We start from the raw sequence: 14,583 nt of genomic DNA, 5'->3' as shown, positions 1-14,583 counted from the left end.
AGTTCTGTTTGAGGCGATTTCAATTGATCAGACAGCTTGCGGAGCGCTCGTCATCCGGTAACAGTGAGAGCTCGTCCGCTAAGCTAATTTGCGTCCTGGAGAAATGATCGATCAGATCGTACGATGGTTTCCTGTTCGGCGCATCATCAACATCAGGAGCCCTCCTACAACCACAAGGGTTACCATTCCTGCGATACTCACGACGCGAAAGGATTCCGACAGAGTACTTTCCAACAACAGGGTTATAGCTGCAGCAGTAAATCAAAAGCAGATCCACAGCATTGCTGATCTTCTTCTGTGACGCATCCAGCAGTGCAAAACGCAGATCGCGAGGCGTGTACTCGATCCCGGATATGTATTTCGAAAGTCGGCCGTCTGGCGTGGCAAACATGATGACACTCGAATGTGCGAACTGATCAAGCTTTCCGTCCGGACCAGGTACCCGGACGTATTGGAATCCCGTTGATACGGATATGGCTTCGATGCTGGCCGGCGAGCCGGTCAGGAAATGTGTGGCCTCTCGGTCTCCTGATTGCCGATCGGCCGCTCGCTCTGGTACTTCTCGAGGTTCCGCAAGCTCTCCGGGAGAATTGGGGAAGAGGTAATGAGACTTTCTGCCAGTTCAGTAGAACCGTTCATTGTGGCAATCCTCTCGTTGGTTGGGATCTATATCGAAAATGGAACCAACGACTCCTCGGCCGACTTTTAGATGCTCGTTCTCGCCTGGGGACCGATCGTGTCCATGTCTATGAGATAACGTAGAATCGCGATCGGCTATGCATTTCTTGCTATTAAATTCTCGCGCTAAGCAATCGGAGGTTCCGTCGAGCTGATGAATGTCAAGTGCGCCTGAGAAATGACTACTGACCATGCGGTATTTCGGAGCTATGAAGCTCCATCTCACCCCTCATCTGGCAACTTGTCCTATAGCTCCCATATCTGATCAGTTCGTCCCATCCTCGACTATATCGCCGGTATCGATCTGGCCCTTGGACATGGGTGTCCTGCGCTCACCCAAGACACGGACAAACTGTTTGAAGTAGGAGGGCACGCCCTGAGATGGATAGTTGGGACCGTCGGTTACATTGTAATGCAAGTGAGGGAAGAGTGAATCACCAGAAAAGCCGACCTTGCCGATGAGCTGTTCGGCACGCACATGATCTCCAACCCTGACTCGAATCGAATTTGGCTGCATGTGGAGTAGCCAACTGACTCGTCCGTCAGCATGCTGTATTTTCACGTGATTGCCGAACCCCATTGGATCCTTCGCCTCTTCTAGTGAAGGAGATTGAGCATCTCCAGTGCTGGTGAATGTATTTTCCGGAAGATCGGAGACCATCTCGATCACCAAACCGTCCGCCGGTGCAAATATCGGTTCTCCGTAGGAAAGCCAGTTCTCCTTACGATTTGGATCACCCTTGAACAGTAGGCCTGCGCTCGTGGTCGTCATGAAATCGTACGCGTAGAGATTCGCGGATACTGCCGAGCCGGGATCGACCGCGTATCTTGCCACCAGGTTGTAGCGCCGATGGTGGGAATAAAAATCGTGACCATCGTGAACCAGGACCAAACCGTGGAGTGGAAGCGAAAATGCAACCGGATTGTATGACCTGGGTCGCACATCCACGGAGACCAGTTCATCCGTCGTGATCGCTGCAGGTGGAGCAGCATGTCCTTGCTCCATAAACAACAATTCAAAGTGCATTCGGCTGACATCAACTGCCGCATCGAAGGCGTAAAACGGCTGGAATACGTCCAAAACATTGCCCGGCTGCAATAGGCGTTCTCCAATCATATCGAGAGCAGGAGGCCTTCCATTCTCATTAAGTTCACGCTCGAGTTCGAGATGGTCGCCACTGTCGAATACCTGGAGTTTGATTGAGACAAGGTTGTATGTCTTTGTCCCAACATTCTTAATAAACAAATCGAAGTTGATGAGTTGCTGGCCGTTGCGCCGCTCGATAAAGGGTCGATCAGGCCTTCTGACGATCTGGATTCCTGAACGCCGTTGGAAATCGGTTTTGTTGTCTCTCACTGCTACTGACTGTCGTTGCCTTGCCGCCGCATCGTTAGCGTGGAACACAGTGGCAATCCAAATACACGCCATGATCGAAGATCTGAAGGTTTGTCTCACTCGGAAAAGTCTACGGCAAGAGCCCTTGAATCCTATCCATCGACCCGACAGGGTAAGTTAGCCTGTGAGCAAAAGGTTGGCTGCTGGTCTTAGGCGTGCTGCAGGCTTATGGCGAAAGGTCGCGCTTGAACCTGACGCCAGAGCAATGTCCTTCAACGCCAGAAGCAGACCATGGAAATGACAGAGTATGGAAAGGGTGGGAAGCCATAAAGCCGGCTTCCCACCCTTCCCACACTCTGTGGAAATCCCTTCGGGATTACCACATTACCACGGCCTCGACGGCGAGAGATGTGTTTAGAAACAGAGACAAAAACTATCCAAAACCCTCAAATTAAACCCTCGACTCCGCAAGGGACTTGTAACGGATGTCCCCGGTCCAAAGTGTAACGGATGTTCCGGTACACTCAGGCCAATGAAACTTCCTGCCGTTCTCCTTGATGGGCAGATCATTGATCGAGGCGTACCGATGATGCATGATCCCATCCTTATCGAACTCCCAATTTACGTTTGGATTGCCCGATGTTTTGTGCCAGTGAGAAGTTAGTGTAGCGTGATTCTCTCTGAGTTCAGATAGCCGCCGTCGGGGGTGTGGAGAAGTGGGAAGCGCGTAGCGGTTTCCACTTCTCCATGCCCCTTGCTTGTTGAGGTCATCCATGCCTCCGGTGCTGGTGGTCGATAGCCCAACGAGGAGTGCGGTCCTGCCCAAAACGCGGAATCCGCGACTTTCAAAGAAACGGGTCTCCGCTTAGTGTGGGGTTCTGTGGGGTTGAGTTTTTGGAGGGAGCTTGTAAGTGCTTTAATTTATGGCTCCTGAGGTAGGACTCGAACCTACAACCCTTCGGTTAACAGCCGAATGCTCTGCCATTGAGCTACTCAGGAGTGTCGTGGAGCACGTTTGGAAACGCGCTGCGCTGCATTATTTATAACAAATGCGCTTGGCCCGGTCAAAGGGGCTGCGGGAGGGTGCAGGGGCCCGATACAGCGATATGTTGCGGAAGAGTCAGCTTGAAAGGAAGACTCCCGCTACGGGTACAGCAGCACTGCGATGTTGTAGCCGGTGAAGGAACCTGTGTCGTCGTCGGCGCATGCTCCTATCAGAGCCTGATGATATTTCCCGGTGCCGATTCGGGATTCTAGTTCGTCTGGGAGACGATCAAGCTTATCGGCGGTGAAGCGCATGATGAACCAGGGCTTGCGCTGACCGGCGTATCCGGAGGACATGCTGCAGGTCTTGCGGGCGTCGTCGACACTGACTGTCTTACTGTCGGTTTCATTGATGACTTGAAGGCCGGTGTGGGCGAGGAGGTCGGCTACGGAGGACTCCTGCTCGGTGAAAGAGAGGGATTCGACCGTGTTGGCGAAGTCCTCGACGGCGTAGAACTGGTGGTTGCGGACGACGACAGCGATGCCTACAACCTCGACTTCGGGATCAAGGAGGTTCGCGCGGTGGCCGGGGGAGTGCATCCAGAGATCGTGGATGATGGAGGAGTCGGCGGCTTCGGCTACGTTCTCGGTGATGAGAGAGAAGTGCGCGCCGGCTGCGGCTCCGCGCTCGGCGAGGTCGGGCTCGCCGGGAAACTGGTGGGAGATGCCGTCGTGGTCGGCCATCTCGTTAGCGTGAAAGAGTGCTGCCTGGGCGAGGACGGGATCAAACTGTAGCTGATGCAGGCCGCGGGCGACGCGGTCCTGATTTGCCGAGGCAAGGAGGAACTGCTCGGCCACGTTGGTGGGGTTGCCGGTGGTCTTGACCGCGAGCCCTGGCGTCATAAAGGCGGCCAGGAAAGTCATGAATCCAAGAGTGGTTCTGAATATCTTGTTGTGGCCCATAGAAATCTTTTCCCCGGTTTCCCACAGGGGGTACATCGGCGACAGCTACCTGCGATGTTAGGCAGCAGTACAGCCGCGGTTAATCCCACGTTTGGGGGAGTCGGGAATCAGGCAGAGGAACAGCAGGTTCTGGAGTTTGTAGCTAGGTTTTGAGAGCCGGCAGGTTGCTGCGATATCGGAGGATGAGCGAAAAGAGCTTGCGCGCAGCCCAATAGCGGGGGATGTATCGAGCGGGCTCAGATAGAGAGCGGAAGAGCCAACCAAGGTAAAGTCTGTCAGCCCAGACAGGGATGTGGACCTGATCGCCGCTCAGGAAGGCAATGGCAGCGCCGATGCAATGGATCGCGGGGAGATAGGACAGGTTGCGCTTGAGATATAGGCCTAGCCGCTCCTGCGTGCCTCCGCCAACAGTGACGATGACGTGTTGCGGGCGAATGCGGTTGATCCGGTCGAGCAGAGCAGTATCTTCAATCTCTGGCCCGTACATAGGAGCCATGTATATGTTGTCTTCCGGGATGACGATTCCCTGCTCCGCGAGCCAGTCGAGATTGCGCCTGGCGCTGGCTGGGCTGGCCATGATCCACAGCGTGTTGCCGGGCTGGCGGACGTCGGGCTGGAGGAGGAGTTCGCGAAGATACTCGAGGCCGGAGAGACGGCAGATGCTTTCGGCCTGCAGGCGGTTCCAGATGAGAACCATGAAGGCAGAGTCGGTGATGGCGAGGTCGGCGTTGAGCAAGGCCTCGCGGTAGCCGGGGTTGTGCTCGATGTCCTTGAGAGCGGGAGCCGCCGGAACGACGAGGAGACCGCCATCACGCAACTTCGCAATGGCGGCCTGAGCCGATCCGTCAAAAAAATCGACGCCGAGAATGCGGTGGTAGCCAGTGGCTCCGGCGTTGTCGGGCATCGCTACTTGCTGGCTCCGACAAGCATCTCGCTCTCGATCCAGGCGTAGGTCTTGGCGAGACCTTCGCGAAGGCTGATGGAAGGTGCCCAGTCAAGCTTCTGCTGGATGAGGGTGTTATCGCTGTTGCGGCCATTGACTCCCTTGGGAGCGCCGAGGTTGTAGTTGCGCTTGAGCTTGATGCCGGCGATCTCCTCGGCGATGTCGACAAGTTGATTGATTGTGACGAGTTCGTCGGAACCGAGATTGAGAGGCTCGTGGATGTCGCTCTCAAAGATCATCTGCGTGCCCTTGGTGCAGTCGTCGATATACATGAAGGAGCGCGTCTGTTTGCCATCACCCCAGATCTCGATCTCATGCTTCCCTGAGTGCTTGGCCTCGATGACTTTGCGGCAGATGGCGGCAGGGGCCTTCTCGCGACCGCCAGTCCAGGTGCCGAGGGGGCCGTAGACATTGTGATAACGTGCGACGCGGGTCTGAACGCCGTAGTCCTCTTCGAAGTGGCGGCACATGCGTTCGCTGAAGAGCTTCTCCCAGCCGTAGCCATCTTCGGGGAGCGCGGGGTAGGCGTCTTCTTCCTTGAGGGCCACCACGTCGGGGTTGGTCTGCTTCTCGCCGTTGTAGACGCAGGCGGAGGAGGAGTAGAAGAAGCGCTCGACGCCCTTGTCGCGCGCGGCCATGAGCATGTGGGTGTTGGTGAGAACGCTCAACATGCAGAGGGCCTTGTTGTTTTCGATGAAGCCCATTCCGCCCATGTCGGCGGCGAGCTGAAAGACTGCGGTGACTCCCTCAGCGGCCTTGTGGCAATTGTCCTTGTCCTTGAGGTCGAGGACGAGATTTTCTACGTCTGTGGTGACCTGATACCAATCATCAAGGGGCTTGATATCAACTGCCCGAACGACATCGACTCCGTTCGCCAGCAATTGCTTAACGAGATGGCCCCCGATAAAACCACCTGCACCGCAGACTACCGCTTTCTCTTTTCTGAGTTCCACGAATTGGGCTCCTTTTGCTTTGCTTCCGTCGAGATGGCGCGCATTGCCCGTCATCCTTCGACGGTGTTCTGGGAAGGTCTTGGGTAAGTATAGCCGCGGGCAGAGTCCGTTGGGAGTGGCGGTAAAGTGGTAGCAATCAGATGCAACATCCAGAAAGGATCACGGCAGGGAGTGCGCACTGGATACGGGATGGCAAACGCCAGATATGATGTAGGGATTCTGAGTAGTTTGAGTCCGTGTCGGTGCAAACCTGCAAGAACAGGCGTTGATGGAATGGATTTCGTTGTGCGGATAAAGCAGCAGCCTCTGGCGGCGATTGGTGTGGGATTGCTGGTGGTGTTTGCGGTTTGTGCGGTGTTTGCGCCGTGGCTAGCTCCGCACGATCCGGCGCAGATTGCTTTGAAGGCCAGGTTGATGGGACCGAGTGCGGCGCACTGGTTTGGAACCGATGAACTGGGGAGGGACATTCTCTCGCGTGTGGTGTACGGGGCCAGGATCTCGCTGGTGGTGGCAGTGAGTGTGGTAGGGCTGTCGCTGGCGGTCGGGCTGGTGGCGGGGTGTGCGGCTGGGTTCTATGGCGGGTGGGTCGATACGGTGATCAATGTGTACGTGATGAATGCGTTTCTGGCGCTGCCGGGAATTCTGCTGGCGATTGCATTTGTCGCGTTCATGGGGCCTGGGCTGGGGAATGTGATTGTGGCGCTCGCGATCTCGGGGTGGGTGGGATATGCGAGGCTGGTGCGCGGACAGGTGATGGCGGTGAAGGAGCGGGAGTTCGTCGAGGCGGCACGGGCGCTGGGGGCGTCGGATATGCGGGTTATCGTGCGGCATATTCTGCCGAACATTGTGCAACCGCTGATTGTGCAGGCGGCGATTGGGATGGCCGCGGCGGTTCTCGCGGAGGCTACTCTGAGCTTTCTGGGGCTGGGGGTTCCTCCGCCTGCCGCGAGTTGGGGGGCGATGCTGAATGATGCCAGGTCGCACCTGTTCGACTCGCCACACCTTGTGTTCTTTCCGGCGATGGCGGTGATGCTCTGCGTGCTGTCGTTCAACTTTATTGGTGATGCACTGCGGGATTATCTGGACCCAAGGACGCGGTTGCGAGCCGGGCTTTAGTGTGACTGGAGTATGCTTGGCGCTGGTGTTTCGACGGGGGTGACTGTGCGCAAGAGGCTGCTTGAGGTGAAGGACGACGCGAGTGTAGCGGCTGGTGGTGATTGGCTTGATCTCGAGAAGATCGCACAGGTGGAGCTAACGTCGGAGGACGCCGCGTTTCCAATTGAGCATGCGCTGGGCAAGACGGTGACGACTGGGTGGAGAGCGGCGGGGACCGGGCCGCAGGTGATTCGGGTGCTATTTGACAAGCCGCAGGCGGTTCGGCGAATTCAGGTTCACTTTGTGGACCGGGTCGCGGAGCGGACACAGGAGTTTGCGGTCTTTGCTCAGACGGGCGATGCGCTGCGCGAAGTGAAGCGGCAGCAGTGGAACTTTTCGCCGCATGGGGCGACCGAGGAACTAGAAGATTACAAGGTGGAACTCGATGGTGTTACTGCGCTGGAGCTCAGGATCGATCCAGACAGAAGTCATGATCCTAAGCTGGGCCAGCATGTGGCTTCGCTGCAGCGGCTTCGTCTGGCTTGACGCTATGTTGATCGGAGTGATCTCGGACACGCATGGGCTGCTTCGGCCCGAGGCCCGCGTGGCGCTGGCGGAGTGCGAGCATATCCTGCATGCGGGGGACGTGGGGGATGCCGCGATTCTGGACGCGTTGCGGGAGATCGCTCCGGTGACGGCGATTCGCGGGAATGTGGACGTGTCTGGGGCTTGTAGGGAGCTACCGGCTACAGAGATGGTTTCGTTGGGTGGGGTTGTGTTCTATTTGGTCCACTCGGTGGATTGGCTGGATCTTGATCCGGTGGCGGCGGGAGTGCAGGTGGTCGTGAGCGGGCACTCGCACAGGCCTTCGGTGAGCGGGAAGGGCGGGGTGGTTTATTTGAATCCGGGGAGTGCGGGGCCTCGGCGGTTTAGGTTGCCGGTTTCTGTGGCGTTGGTGACGTTGGGAGATGAAGTGCAAGCAAGAGTGATTGAACTCTCGGTCGGCTGAGTCCGTAGAATCCCGGCATGTTAAAGAAACTTCTTCTTATGCCGCTGCTTCTCGCGTCCTGGCAGGTGCAAGCGCAGGATATGGCGATTGTGGGAGCTAAGGTTTATACCTCACCCGAAGCGCAACCGACCAGCAACACAACCATCATCATCCGCAATGGAAGAATCGCCGCGGTTGGCGAACACGCCCCGATTCCGGCAGCGATAACCAAGATATCGTGCGCAACGTGCATCGTTTTTGCAGGCTTCTGGAACACTCACGTCCACTTTACCGAACAGAAGTGGGTGGACGCTTCCAGTCAGCCGGCTGAAAAACTCACGCAACAGTTGCAACAGATGCTCACGCTTTCGGGTTTCACGACCGTGGTCGATACCGCTTCGATCCCGGATAATACGATTGCTCTGCGTCATCGAATCGAAGCCGGCGAGGTGCTGGGGCCGCACATTTACACGGCAGGAGCCGGACTATTTCCGCCGCATGCCCTTCCGTACTACGTGAAGGATATGCCGCCAGCAGTTCTGGCTCATCTGCCTCAGCCAAATACGCCGGCCGAAGCTGTAACGGAGGTCCAGAAAAACATTGCGGCCGGTACGGATATTGTCAAACTTTTTGCCGGCTCCATTGTTTCCAACACCCATATCGTCCCCATGCCGCTTCCTATCGCTGAGGCGGCAGTCGCAGCAGGTCATGAACACGGGCAGCTCGTCTTCGCCCACCCTTCGAATCTCGAGGGAACTCGCGTAGCAATGCAAAGCGGAGTTGACCTCCTAGCTCATGCTCCGGAGGCCGTCGACGGGATCGACGACGTTTTCATTGGCCAGATTGTCGCTCATCACATGGCGATGATTCCCACTCTCAAACTTTTTTCGGGCGATTCAGATATTGCTCGTATCAGGACGATTGTCGCCAGGTTTCATCAACTCGGAGGAAAGCTTATGTTTAGCACCGACACGGGCTTTCTGACTGACTATGACGTGAAGGAGGAATATCGGCAGCTTGCGCTTGCCGGGTTGAACTACCGGGATGTTCTCGCGATGCTGACAACGGCTCCGGCTGAGAGATTTCATGTCAGCGATCAGAAGGGCCGCATCGTAGTTGGGATGGCGGGTGACGTGACGGTGTTGTCGGCTGATCCTGCCTCAGATCCGCTGGCATTTACGCGTGTTCTCTATGCGATCCGTGGCGGAAGAATTATCGCGAGTGCTCCGTGATGTGCTTTTTTGACCCCGAACTGCTACTTCGTGTCGAAGTGGACGGTGGAGAGGATGGATTCCAGGCGCTGGCGGACGGCGTCGAGCTCGGCCTTTGATATCTCGCGGACTCCGCTGACTTCGCCTCCGCAGAAGGTGTTGATGACGAGGTCGAAGCGGTAGCAGGTATTGTTGCGAAGTGTGGTGTAGATCTCGTCGCGGGCCTCGACGCAGATCTTGCCGTGCTCGTCGTAGCCATGGTTGAAGGTGAGACTGCCTATCTGCTGTGTGGTGACAGTGCGCGGGGTTTGTCCAGAGGCCTGGAGGCGGCAGTCGTGGTCGTTGGAGCGTGGGGTGACGCTGAAATAGAAGAGCGCTCCGGAAAAGGTGGAGGTGGGGTGAGGATTGAAGGAGATGGTGGCGACTCCGCGCATGCGGGTGTTACTCGCTGCAGTGTGGGCGTCGTTGGCGAATGTGCTGACCTCGGCGTCGCGGCGAGTGAGGGTCCAGCCGACGGGGCTCTGGAAGGTGACTCCGTAGCGGGAATCGTGGAAGGTGCTGGCGGGCGGGGAGGTTGGCTCGGGGGCAGAGAGAGGAATGGCGGCTTTAGTCTGCGCATGTACGAGTGGAGCTGCGAGAGAGGCCAGCAGGAGAGACGCGATTCGGACGAGGGAAAAGTTCATGCTCTTGGCTTTTGATTGTAGCTAGTTGCTGCGAATGCGCGGATTGGCGATGGTGTAGGCGATGTCCGTAAGTAAATTGACGAGGACGTAGGTGAGTCCAACGGCAAGGATGCAACCCTGAACGAGGGCGTAGTCGCGGTTGTAGATCGCGGAGATTGTGAGGCGGCCGATACCGGGCCAGCTGAAGATGGTCTCGGTGACGATGGCTCCGGCGAGAAGCGAGCCGAACTGCAGGCCGATGACCGTAAGGACGGGAACGAGCGCGTTGCGCAGGGCGTGGCGGTAGACGACGGCGTTCTCGCTGAGGCCCTTGGCGCGGGCGGTGCGGATGTAGTCCTGCGAGAGCTCTTCGAGCATGGCGGTGCGAACCATGCGGGTGAGGATGGCGGCGAGTGAGAGGCCGAGGGTAATGGCCGGGAGGATGAGGTGGAGTAGGAAATCGAGCGCGCCTCCGGTGCCTGCGGTGGAGACGGGGAGCCAGCCGAGGCTGATGGAGAAAATCAGGATAAGGATGGGGCCGAGGGCGAAGTTGGGAAATGAAAGTCCGACGAGGGAGACGACGCCGAGGGTGCGGTCTGGCCAGCGGTTGCGATGGAGCGCCGACCAGATGCCTGAGGGGATCGCGGTGATGATGGCGATGATGAGGGCCGCAATCGTGAGGGCCAGGGTGTAGGGGTAGCGCTGCAGAATCAGGTGCGTGACGGAGTCGTGGAGGCGCAGGGATTGGCCAAGGTCACCGTGGAGGATGCCGCGCCAATAGTGGGCATACTGCTGGGAGAGCGGGGCGTCAAGGCCGTAGGAGTGGCGCAGGGCGGAGATGTCGGAGGCGGTGGCGCCTTCGCCGAGCATCTGGACGATGGGGTCGCCAGGGACGAGGTGGATGAGCAGGAAGACGACAGAGACGACTACCCAGAGGACAGGGAGAGTGAGGAGGATGCGGCGGAGCGGGCGCGCGAGGACCGCGCGGGAGATCGTCATATGGCCGCTTCCCTGCTTGCCGCCTCGGCGGTGTTCGGCGGCGTAGTGACGGGTTCTACTTTGACGCGGCTGATGCGGTGGCCTGTCATCTCGACGACGGTGTAGCGGCGGCCGTCGTAGATGACGCTCTCGCCCGAGGAGGGAATGTGGCCGAGATGGGCGAGGAGGAAGCCGGCGAGGGTCTCGACGCCAGCTTCGCGCGGGAAGGCCCAGTGAAGCTGCGTGGTGAGATCGCGAAGGGACGTACTGCCGTCGAGCGTCATGACTCCGGTGGCAGTCGGGAGTGCAGAGCGGACGTCGAACTCGTCATCGAGCTCTCCGACGATCTGCTCAAGGATGTCTTCGGCGGTGATGAGGCCCGTTGTGGAGCCAAACTCGTCGACGACGATGGCGACCTGGCGGCGGTACTGCTGGAACTCCTGCAAGAGCTCCATGGCCAGCTTCGTCTCAGGAACGAGGGTCACGGAGCGCATGACCTGGCGAAGCGTAAGGCCGGAGGATCCTTTACCGCCGAGCGAGAGCGCGACGGAGCGGAGGTGCATAAGGCGGGAGATGTCCTTGGAGTAGACGACGCCGATGATGTTGTCGCGGCCGGTGCTGGGACCGTTTCCCGAGGGATCGTAGACGGGGACGCGGGAGTGCTGCTCCTCGACGATACGGGCGCTGGCCTGTTCGATGTCCATGTCGGCGGGGAGAGAGAATATCTTGCCGCGGGGAGTCATGATCTCGCGCACGACGAGGTGGTTGAGCTCGATGGCGCGGTGGATGATCTCCTCCTGAAAGGCAGGCAGGAGGCCCATGCGACGGGTTGCAGTGGCGATGAGCTTGAGCTCCTCGGGCGAGTGGACGGCCCCTTCGCCCCGCAGCGGCGCACGGAAGAGGTGCAGAACCACGGCGGCAGAGGCGTTCATGAGCTTGACGACGGGGCGGGTGATGCGGATAAAGACGTCCATGGGTCCGGCGACGGCGAGAGCTATGCGCTCGGCGCGCTGGAGGGCCAGTGACTTGGGAACGAGTTCCCCGAGAAGAACCTCGAAGTAGGTGATGAGCCCGAACGCGAGGATGACAGCGAGGGTGTGGGCGTAAAGGACCCCGTGCTCCGGCAGTACTCGGAACCAGGAGGTAGCGACGCGGAGAATGACGTCGGCGACAGCAGGCTCGCCGACCCAGCCGAGGGCGAGGGCGGCGAGGGTGACGCCGAGCTGTACGGCGGGAAGAAACTCGTCAATGGTGTGCTTGAGCTTAAGGGCCGTGCGGGCTCCGGGACGGCCGAGGGAGATGAGCTGCTGGATGCGCGTCTCGCGGACACTGACGATGGCGAACTCCGCCGCGACAAAGAAACTGTTGGCCAGAATGAAAAAGGCCACCATAATGACGCGGAAGAGAACCCACTCGAGCATTACAGCCAGTGTAATGGGTGCGCGCGTGAAGAGGTGCGCTGATGCTTCTGGCCAAAGGATAGAAGCATCAGCGGGCGCGAGTGGTTTCCACGATTACTTCTGGAGACCGTAGCGATCGGCGGCGTGCCTGCGGGAGAGGTTCGGTCCGAGGGCGACACGAGCGGCGTCGAACTTCTGCCAGTCAGCGATGTCGGGCAGCGCTGGGATGGTGATGAGCTCGTGCTGATCGAGGCCTGCGAGCGAGGCGTCGACCATCTCTTCGGCGGTCATGACAATCTCTCCGGGAAGATGTTGCACGGGAAGACCGGCACGGTCCCAGAACTCGGTGCTGGTGGCTCCGGGGAGGACAGCCTGGACCTGTATGCCCTTGTCGCCTACCTCCTTGTGGAGAGATTGGGTGAGATTGACGACGTATGCCTTGGTGCCGCTGTAGGTGCCGTTGAGCAGCTCCGGTGCGAGGGCGACGATGGAGGCGATGTTGATGATGAGGCCGTTGGAGCGCTCGATAAAGCCTGGAAGAGCGGCTGCGGTGAGGCGGGTAAGCGCAGTCACGTTGAGTTGGATCATGTTCTCGAGCTCGTCGATCTTCGAGTCGATGAGTTTCGAGGTGGCTCCGAAGCCTGCGTTGTTGACGAGAGCGGTGATGGTCTTGTCGGAGCGTAGACGCTCCTCTACGCGAAGGACGTCGGACTTGAGGGTCAGATCCGCGGGAAGGATGTCAACCTTTCGGCCGGTCTTCGACGTGAGGCGGGCGGCGAGCTCGGACAGGCGCTTCTGATCACGAGCGACGAGTAGCAGGTCATAACCGCGACTGGCGAGACGATCGGCGTAGACTGCGCCGATACCTGTGGAGGCGCCGGTGATGAGTGCTGTGCCTTTGGAGAGCTGAGTGTTCATGTGAGACCTCACTGGAGCGAATTTTTGAACCCAAAAGGTGGTTCGCTCAGTTAGAGTAGACCGGTTGGTTATCGGATTCAGAAAATGCTTTGTGGGATTTTTGGCTCCCAGTCAGGGCTATTTCTTCAGCAGGACGTCGAACGCGAAGTGAAAGAAGGTTTCGAGCGGCTGGTTGCTCTTTTCGGCCTTGGTGCGGACGAGAGCGCCCTCCCAACTGTTGAGAAGGAAGGATGCGAGTTCGTCGGGGTTTGCTGTTTGTGCCAGATCGCCGCGATCAATAGCCGAGCGGAGTAGATCTGCGATCGACTGCTGCCAGGAGTTGAAGGACCTGCTGAGAAGAGTTTGAAGCAAATCACTCTGGCCGGCGATTTCGATGCTTAGATTTCCGAGCAGGCAGCCATTGTTGGGGCCTGTGTATCCGCAGAGGCACTTCATCTCCTCAAAGTAGCTGCGGAGGCGTGTGAGGGGTGGAAACTTAGTGTCGCTGAAGATGCTTTCGGTCCGGCGACTCTCCTCGGCGACGTAGCGCTGAAGGACTTCTTCGGCGAAGGCTTCTTTACTGCGGAAATAGTGGTAGAAAGAGCCCTTGGGGACTCCGGCTAGGTCAAGGATCTCCTTGACCCCGGTGCTAGCGTATCCAGTGGCGTAGATGCGCTGTAGCCCGACGTCGATCAGATGTTCGCGCGTATTTGGTTTCGTCCGGGAATGTTGTGTCGTCATGGATGAGTTTCGATTAGACTGGTCGATTTCATCGACCGGTGCACCTACGTTTACTAAGCAAAGACAACGGCCCGGCGAATAGAGATCGCCGGGCCGTTTGTCTGCAAAAGATCTACTTACGCGAGGACCTTGATGACGGACTTGTCGATGGTGTCCTTGGGGACGTAGCCGACGATCTGCTCGGCGACTTTGCCCTCCTTGAAGATCAGCAAAGCAGGGATGCCGCGGATGCCATAGCGCATGGGGGTTGCCGTGTTGGCGTCAACGTCCATCTTCATGACCTTGAGCTTGCCCTGATAGTGGCTAGCAACCTCATCGACTACCGGCGCGAGAGCGCGACAGGGGCCGCACCATGCTGCCCAAAAATCCACGAGTACGGGTTGCTCCGACTGTAGGACGTTCTTTTCAAAGTTGGCGTCGTTGACTTCCGTGACGAACTGACCTGCCATTTTTTACCTTCCCTCCCAGAATGCTCTCTGTCTTGCCACGCGAATCGGTGCAGGGCAATCTTCACAATAATAGATGCACGGAGGATTTGATAGTTTCATGCCTGTCGAATGCTGTTGAAAAGAAGCAGAATCGAGGGGGTCGAAAGTGGCGCCCAAAAGAGGAAACGCCCGGACCTCTCTATAGCGAGAGGTCAACGGGCGGCGTAGCAGCCCTCCCCAGAACTGCCCACATGGGCTAAGTTACTGAGGAAAATGGAAAACGTAAAGAAATCTTAGGTAACTTTACAGGACGGTTACCATGTTTG

Annotated in this window: 15 protein-coding genes, 1 tRNA gene and 2 pseudogenes; 4 read left to right on the top strand and 14 right to left on the bottom strand. The window is 58.1% G+C overall.

Annotation, left to right across the window (positions count from 1 at the left end; genetic code table 11):
• Window positions 1-19: 19 nt before the first annotated feature.
• The 8 genes and pseudogenes from OHL16_RS02255 to OHL16_RS02220 all read right to left on the bottom strand — a co-directional run bounded on the left by OHL16_RS02255 (window position 20) and on the right by OHL16_RS02220 (window position 5,857).
• Entirely contained in the window at window positions 20-391 is a 372-nt protein-coding gene (locus tag OHL16_RS02255; RefSeq protein WP_263365446.1) for a hypothetical protein, read from the bottom strand.
• 552 nt (window positions 392-943) lie between these two features.
• Window positions 944-2,083, bottom strand: a complete 1,140-nt coding sequence (locus OHL16_RS02250) for a M23 family metallopeptidase (RefSeq protein ID WP_263365445.1) — start codon at window positions 2,081-2,083, stop codon at window positions 944-946.
• 382 nt (window positions 2,084-2,465) lie between these two features.
• A pseudogene (locus OHL16_RS02245) lies at window positions 2,466-2,618 on the bottom strand (hypothetical protein); the annotation flags it as partial.
• 56 nt (window positions 2,619-2,674) lie between these two features.
• Window positions 2,675-2,830: pseudogene (locus OHL16_RS02240) on the bottom strand (IS3-like element ISCARN86 family transposase); the annotation flags it as partial.
• Between the two features lie 108 nt (window positions 2,831-2,938).
• Window positions 2,939-3,013, bottom strand: a tRNA-Asn gene (locus OHL16_RS02235).
• A 144-nt stretch (window positions 3,014-3,157) separates the two neighbouring features.
• Complete coding sequence (locus tag OHL16_RS02230; RefSeq protein ID WP_263365444.1) at window positions 3,158-3,922, bottom strand: CAP domain-containing protein; 765 nt, start codon at window positions 3,920-3,922, stop codon at window positions 3,158-3,160.
• Between the two features lie 181 nt (window positions 3,923-4,103).
• Window positions 4,104-4,865, bottom strand: coding sequence for a WecB/TagA/CpsF family glycosyltransferase (locus tag OHL16_RS02225; RefSeq protein ID WP_263365443.1), 762 nt, complete (start codon window positions 4,863-4,865; stop codon window positions 4,104-4,106).
• Between the two features lie 2 nt (window positions 4,866-4,867).
• Window positions 4,868-5,857: an NAD-dependent epimerase/dehydratase family protein gene (locus OHL16_RS02220; RefSeq protein WP_263365442.1), complete on the bottom strand. Its 990-nt coding sequence runs from the start codon at window positions 5,855-5,857 to the stop codon at window positions 4,868-4,870.
• A 273-nt stretch (window positions 5,858-6,130) separates the two neighbouring features.
• On the opposite strand from OHL16_RS02220, the gene OHL16_RS02215 reads away from it, so the two are divergent.
• Genes OHL16_RS02215 through OHL16_RS02200 form a run of 4 tightly spaced genes read left to right on the top strand, consistent with a single transcriptional unit; the run spans window position 6,131 to window position 9,172 of the window.
• Window positions 6,131-6,973 (top strand): ABC transporter permease, encoded by an 843-nt coding sequence (locus OHL16_RS02215; protein ID WP_263365441.1) that lies wholly within the window; start codon window positions 6,131-6,133, stop codon window positions 6,971-6,973.
• Window positions 6,974-6,985: 12 nt separating this feature from the next.
• On the top strand, window positions 6,986-7,498 hold the full coding sequence (locus OHL16_RS02210; protein WP_263365440.1) for an anaphase-promoting complex subunit 10 family protein: 513 nt from the start codon (window positions 6,986-6,988) through the stop codon (window positions 7,496-7,498).
• A complete protein-coding gene (locus OHL16_RS02205) occupies window positions 7,443-7,961 on the top strand; it encodes a metallophosphoesterase family protein (protein WP_317891019.1) in 519 nt (172 codons plus the stop codon). The genes OHL16_RS02210 and OHL16_RS02205 overlap by 56 nt, the downstream gene beginning before the upstream one ends.
• A 38-nt stretch (window positions 7,962-7,999) precedes the next feature.
• Window positions 8,000-9,172, top strand: coding sequence for an amidohydrolase family protein (locus OHL16_RS02200; protein ID WP_263365439.1), 1,173 nt, complete (start codon window positions 8,000-8,002; stop codon window positions 9,170-9,172).
• Between the two features lie 23 nt (window positions 9,173-9,195).
• On the opposite strand, the gene OHL16_RS02195 is transcribed toward OHL16_RS02200, so the two are convergent.
• The 6 genes from OHL16_RS02195 to trxA form a co-directional block, all read right to left on the bottom strand.
• Window positions 9,196-9,834, bottom strand: a complete 639-nt coding sequence (locus OHL16_RS02195) for a hypothetical protein (RefSeq protein WP_263365438.1) — start codon at window positions 9,832-9,834, stop codon at window positions 9,196-9,198.
• A 21-nt stretch (window positions 9,835-9,855) separates the two neighbouring features.
• Window positions 9,856-10,812, bottom strand: coding sequence for an ABC transporter permease (locus OHL16_RS02190; RefSeq protein WP_263365437.1), 957 nt, complete (start codon window positions 10,810-10,812; stop codon window positions 9,856-9,858).
• Window positions 10,809-12,212: a hemolysin family protein gene (locus OHL16_RS02185; RefSeq protein WP_263365436.1), complete on the bottom strand. Its 1,404-nt coding sequence runs from the start codon at window positions 12,210-12,212 to the stop codon at window positions 10,809-10,811. The genes OHL16_RS02190 and OHL16_RS02185 overlap by 4 nt, the downstream gene beginning before the upstream one ends.
• A gap of 93 nt (window positions 12,213-12,305) precedes the next feature.
• Window positions 12,306-13,109 carry an SDR family NAD(P)-dependent oxidoreductase gene (locus OHL16_RS02180; protein WP_263365435.1) on the bottom strand — a complete coding sequence of 268 codons (804 nt, stop codon included), beginning with the start codon at window positions 13,107-13,109 and terminating at the stop codon, window positions 12,306-12,308.
• A gap of 117 nt (window positions 13,110-13,226) precedes the next feature.
• The gene (locus tag OHL16_RS02175; protein WP_263365434.1) at window positions 13,227-13,829 is read right to left on the bottom strand and encodes a TetR/AcrR family transcriptional regulator; all 603 of its coding nucleotides are present in this window, start codon (window positions 13,827-13,829) and stop codon (window positions 13,227-13,229) included.
• 116 nt (window positions 13,830-13,945) lie between these two features.
• Window positions 13,946-14,278 (bottom strand): thioredoxin, encoded by a 333-nt coding sequence (gene trxA / locus OHL16_RS02170; RefSeq protein WP_263365433.1) that lies wholly within the window; start codon window positions 14,276-14,278, stop codon window positions 13,946-13,948.
• Window positions 14,279-14,583: the final 305 nt, after the last annotated feature.

The sequence above is a fragment of the Edaphobacter bradus genome (assembly GCF_025685645.1).
GTDB classification, from domain to species: domain Bacteria; phylum Acidobacteriota; class Terriglobia; order Terriglobales; family Acidobacteriaceae; genus Edaphobacter; species Edaphobacter bradus.
Note: the sequence above shows the minus strand (reverse complement) of the source record. Positions and strands in the feature narration are given on the sequence as shown.

What these genes read in the sequence shown, in the direction of transcription:
- OHL16_RS02225 (WP_263365443.1), bottom strand. Translation starts at nt 4,865, where the DNA reads ATGCCCGACAACGCCGGAGCCACTGGCTACCACCGCATTCTCGGCGTC.
- trxA (WP_263365433.1), bottom strand. Translation starts at nt 14,278, where the DNA reads ATGGCAGGTCAGTTCGTCACGGAAGTCAACGACGCCAACTTTGAAAAG.
- OHL16_RS02190 (WP_263365437.1), bottom strand. Translation starts at nt 10,812, where the DNA reads ATGACGATCTCCCGCGCGGTCCTCGCGCGCCCGCTCCGCCGCATCCTC.
- OHL16_RS02200 (WP_263365439.1), top strand. Translation starts at nt 8,000, where the DNA reads ATGCCGCTGCTTCTCGCGTCCTGGCAGGTGCAAGCGCAGGATATGGCG.
- OHL16_RS02185 (WP_263365436.1), bottom strand. Translation starts at nt 12,212, where the DNA reads ATGCTCGAGTGGGTTCTCTTCCGCGTCATTATGGTGGCCTTTTTCATT.
- OHL16_RS02230 (WP_263365444.1), bottom strand. Translation starts at nt 3,922, where the DNA reads ATGACTTTCCTGGCCGCCTTTATGACGCCAGGGCTCGCGGTCAAGACC.
- OHL16_RS02210 (WP_263365440.1), top strand. Translation starts at nt 6,986, where the DNA reads ATGCTTGGCGCTGGTGTTTCGACGGGGGTGACTGTGCGCAAGAGGCTG.
- OHL16_RS02180 (WP_263365435.1), bottom strand. Translation starts at nt 13,109, where the DNA reads ATGAACACTCAGCTCTCCAAAGGCACAGCACTCATCACCGGCGCCTCC.
- OHL16_RS02205 (WP_317891019.1), top strand. Translation starts at nt 7,443, where the DNA reads ATGATCCTAAGCTGGGCCAGCATGTGGCTTCGCTGCAGCGGCTTCGTC.
- OHL16_RS02175 (WP_263365434.1), bottom strand. Translation starts at nt 13,829, where the DNA reads ATGACGACACAACATTCCCGGACGAAACCAAATACGCGCGAACATCTG.
- OHL16_RS02215 (WP_263365441.1), top strand. Translation starts at nt 6,131, where the DNA reads ATGGATTTCGTTGTGCGGATAAAGCAGCAGCCTCTGGCGGCGATTGGT.
- OHL16_RS02195 (WP_263365438.1), bottom strand. Translation starts at nt 9,834, where the DNA reads ATGAACTTTTCCCTCGTCCGAATCGCGTCTCTCCTGCTGGCCTCTCTC.
- OHL16_RS02255 (WP_263365446.1), bottom strand. Translation starts at nt 391, where the DNA reads ATGTTTGCCACGCCAGACGGCCGACTTTCGAAATACATATCCGGGATC.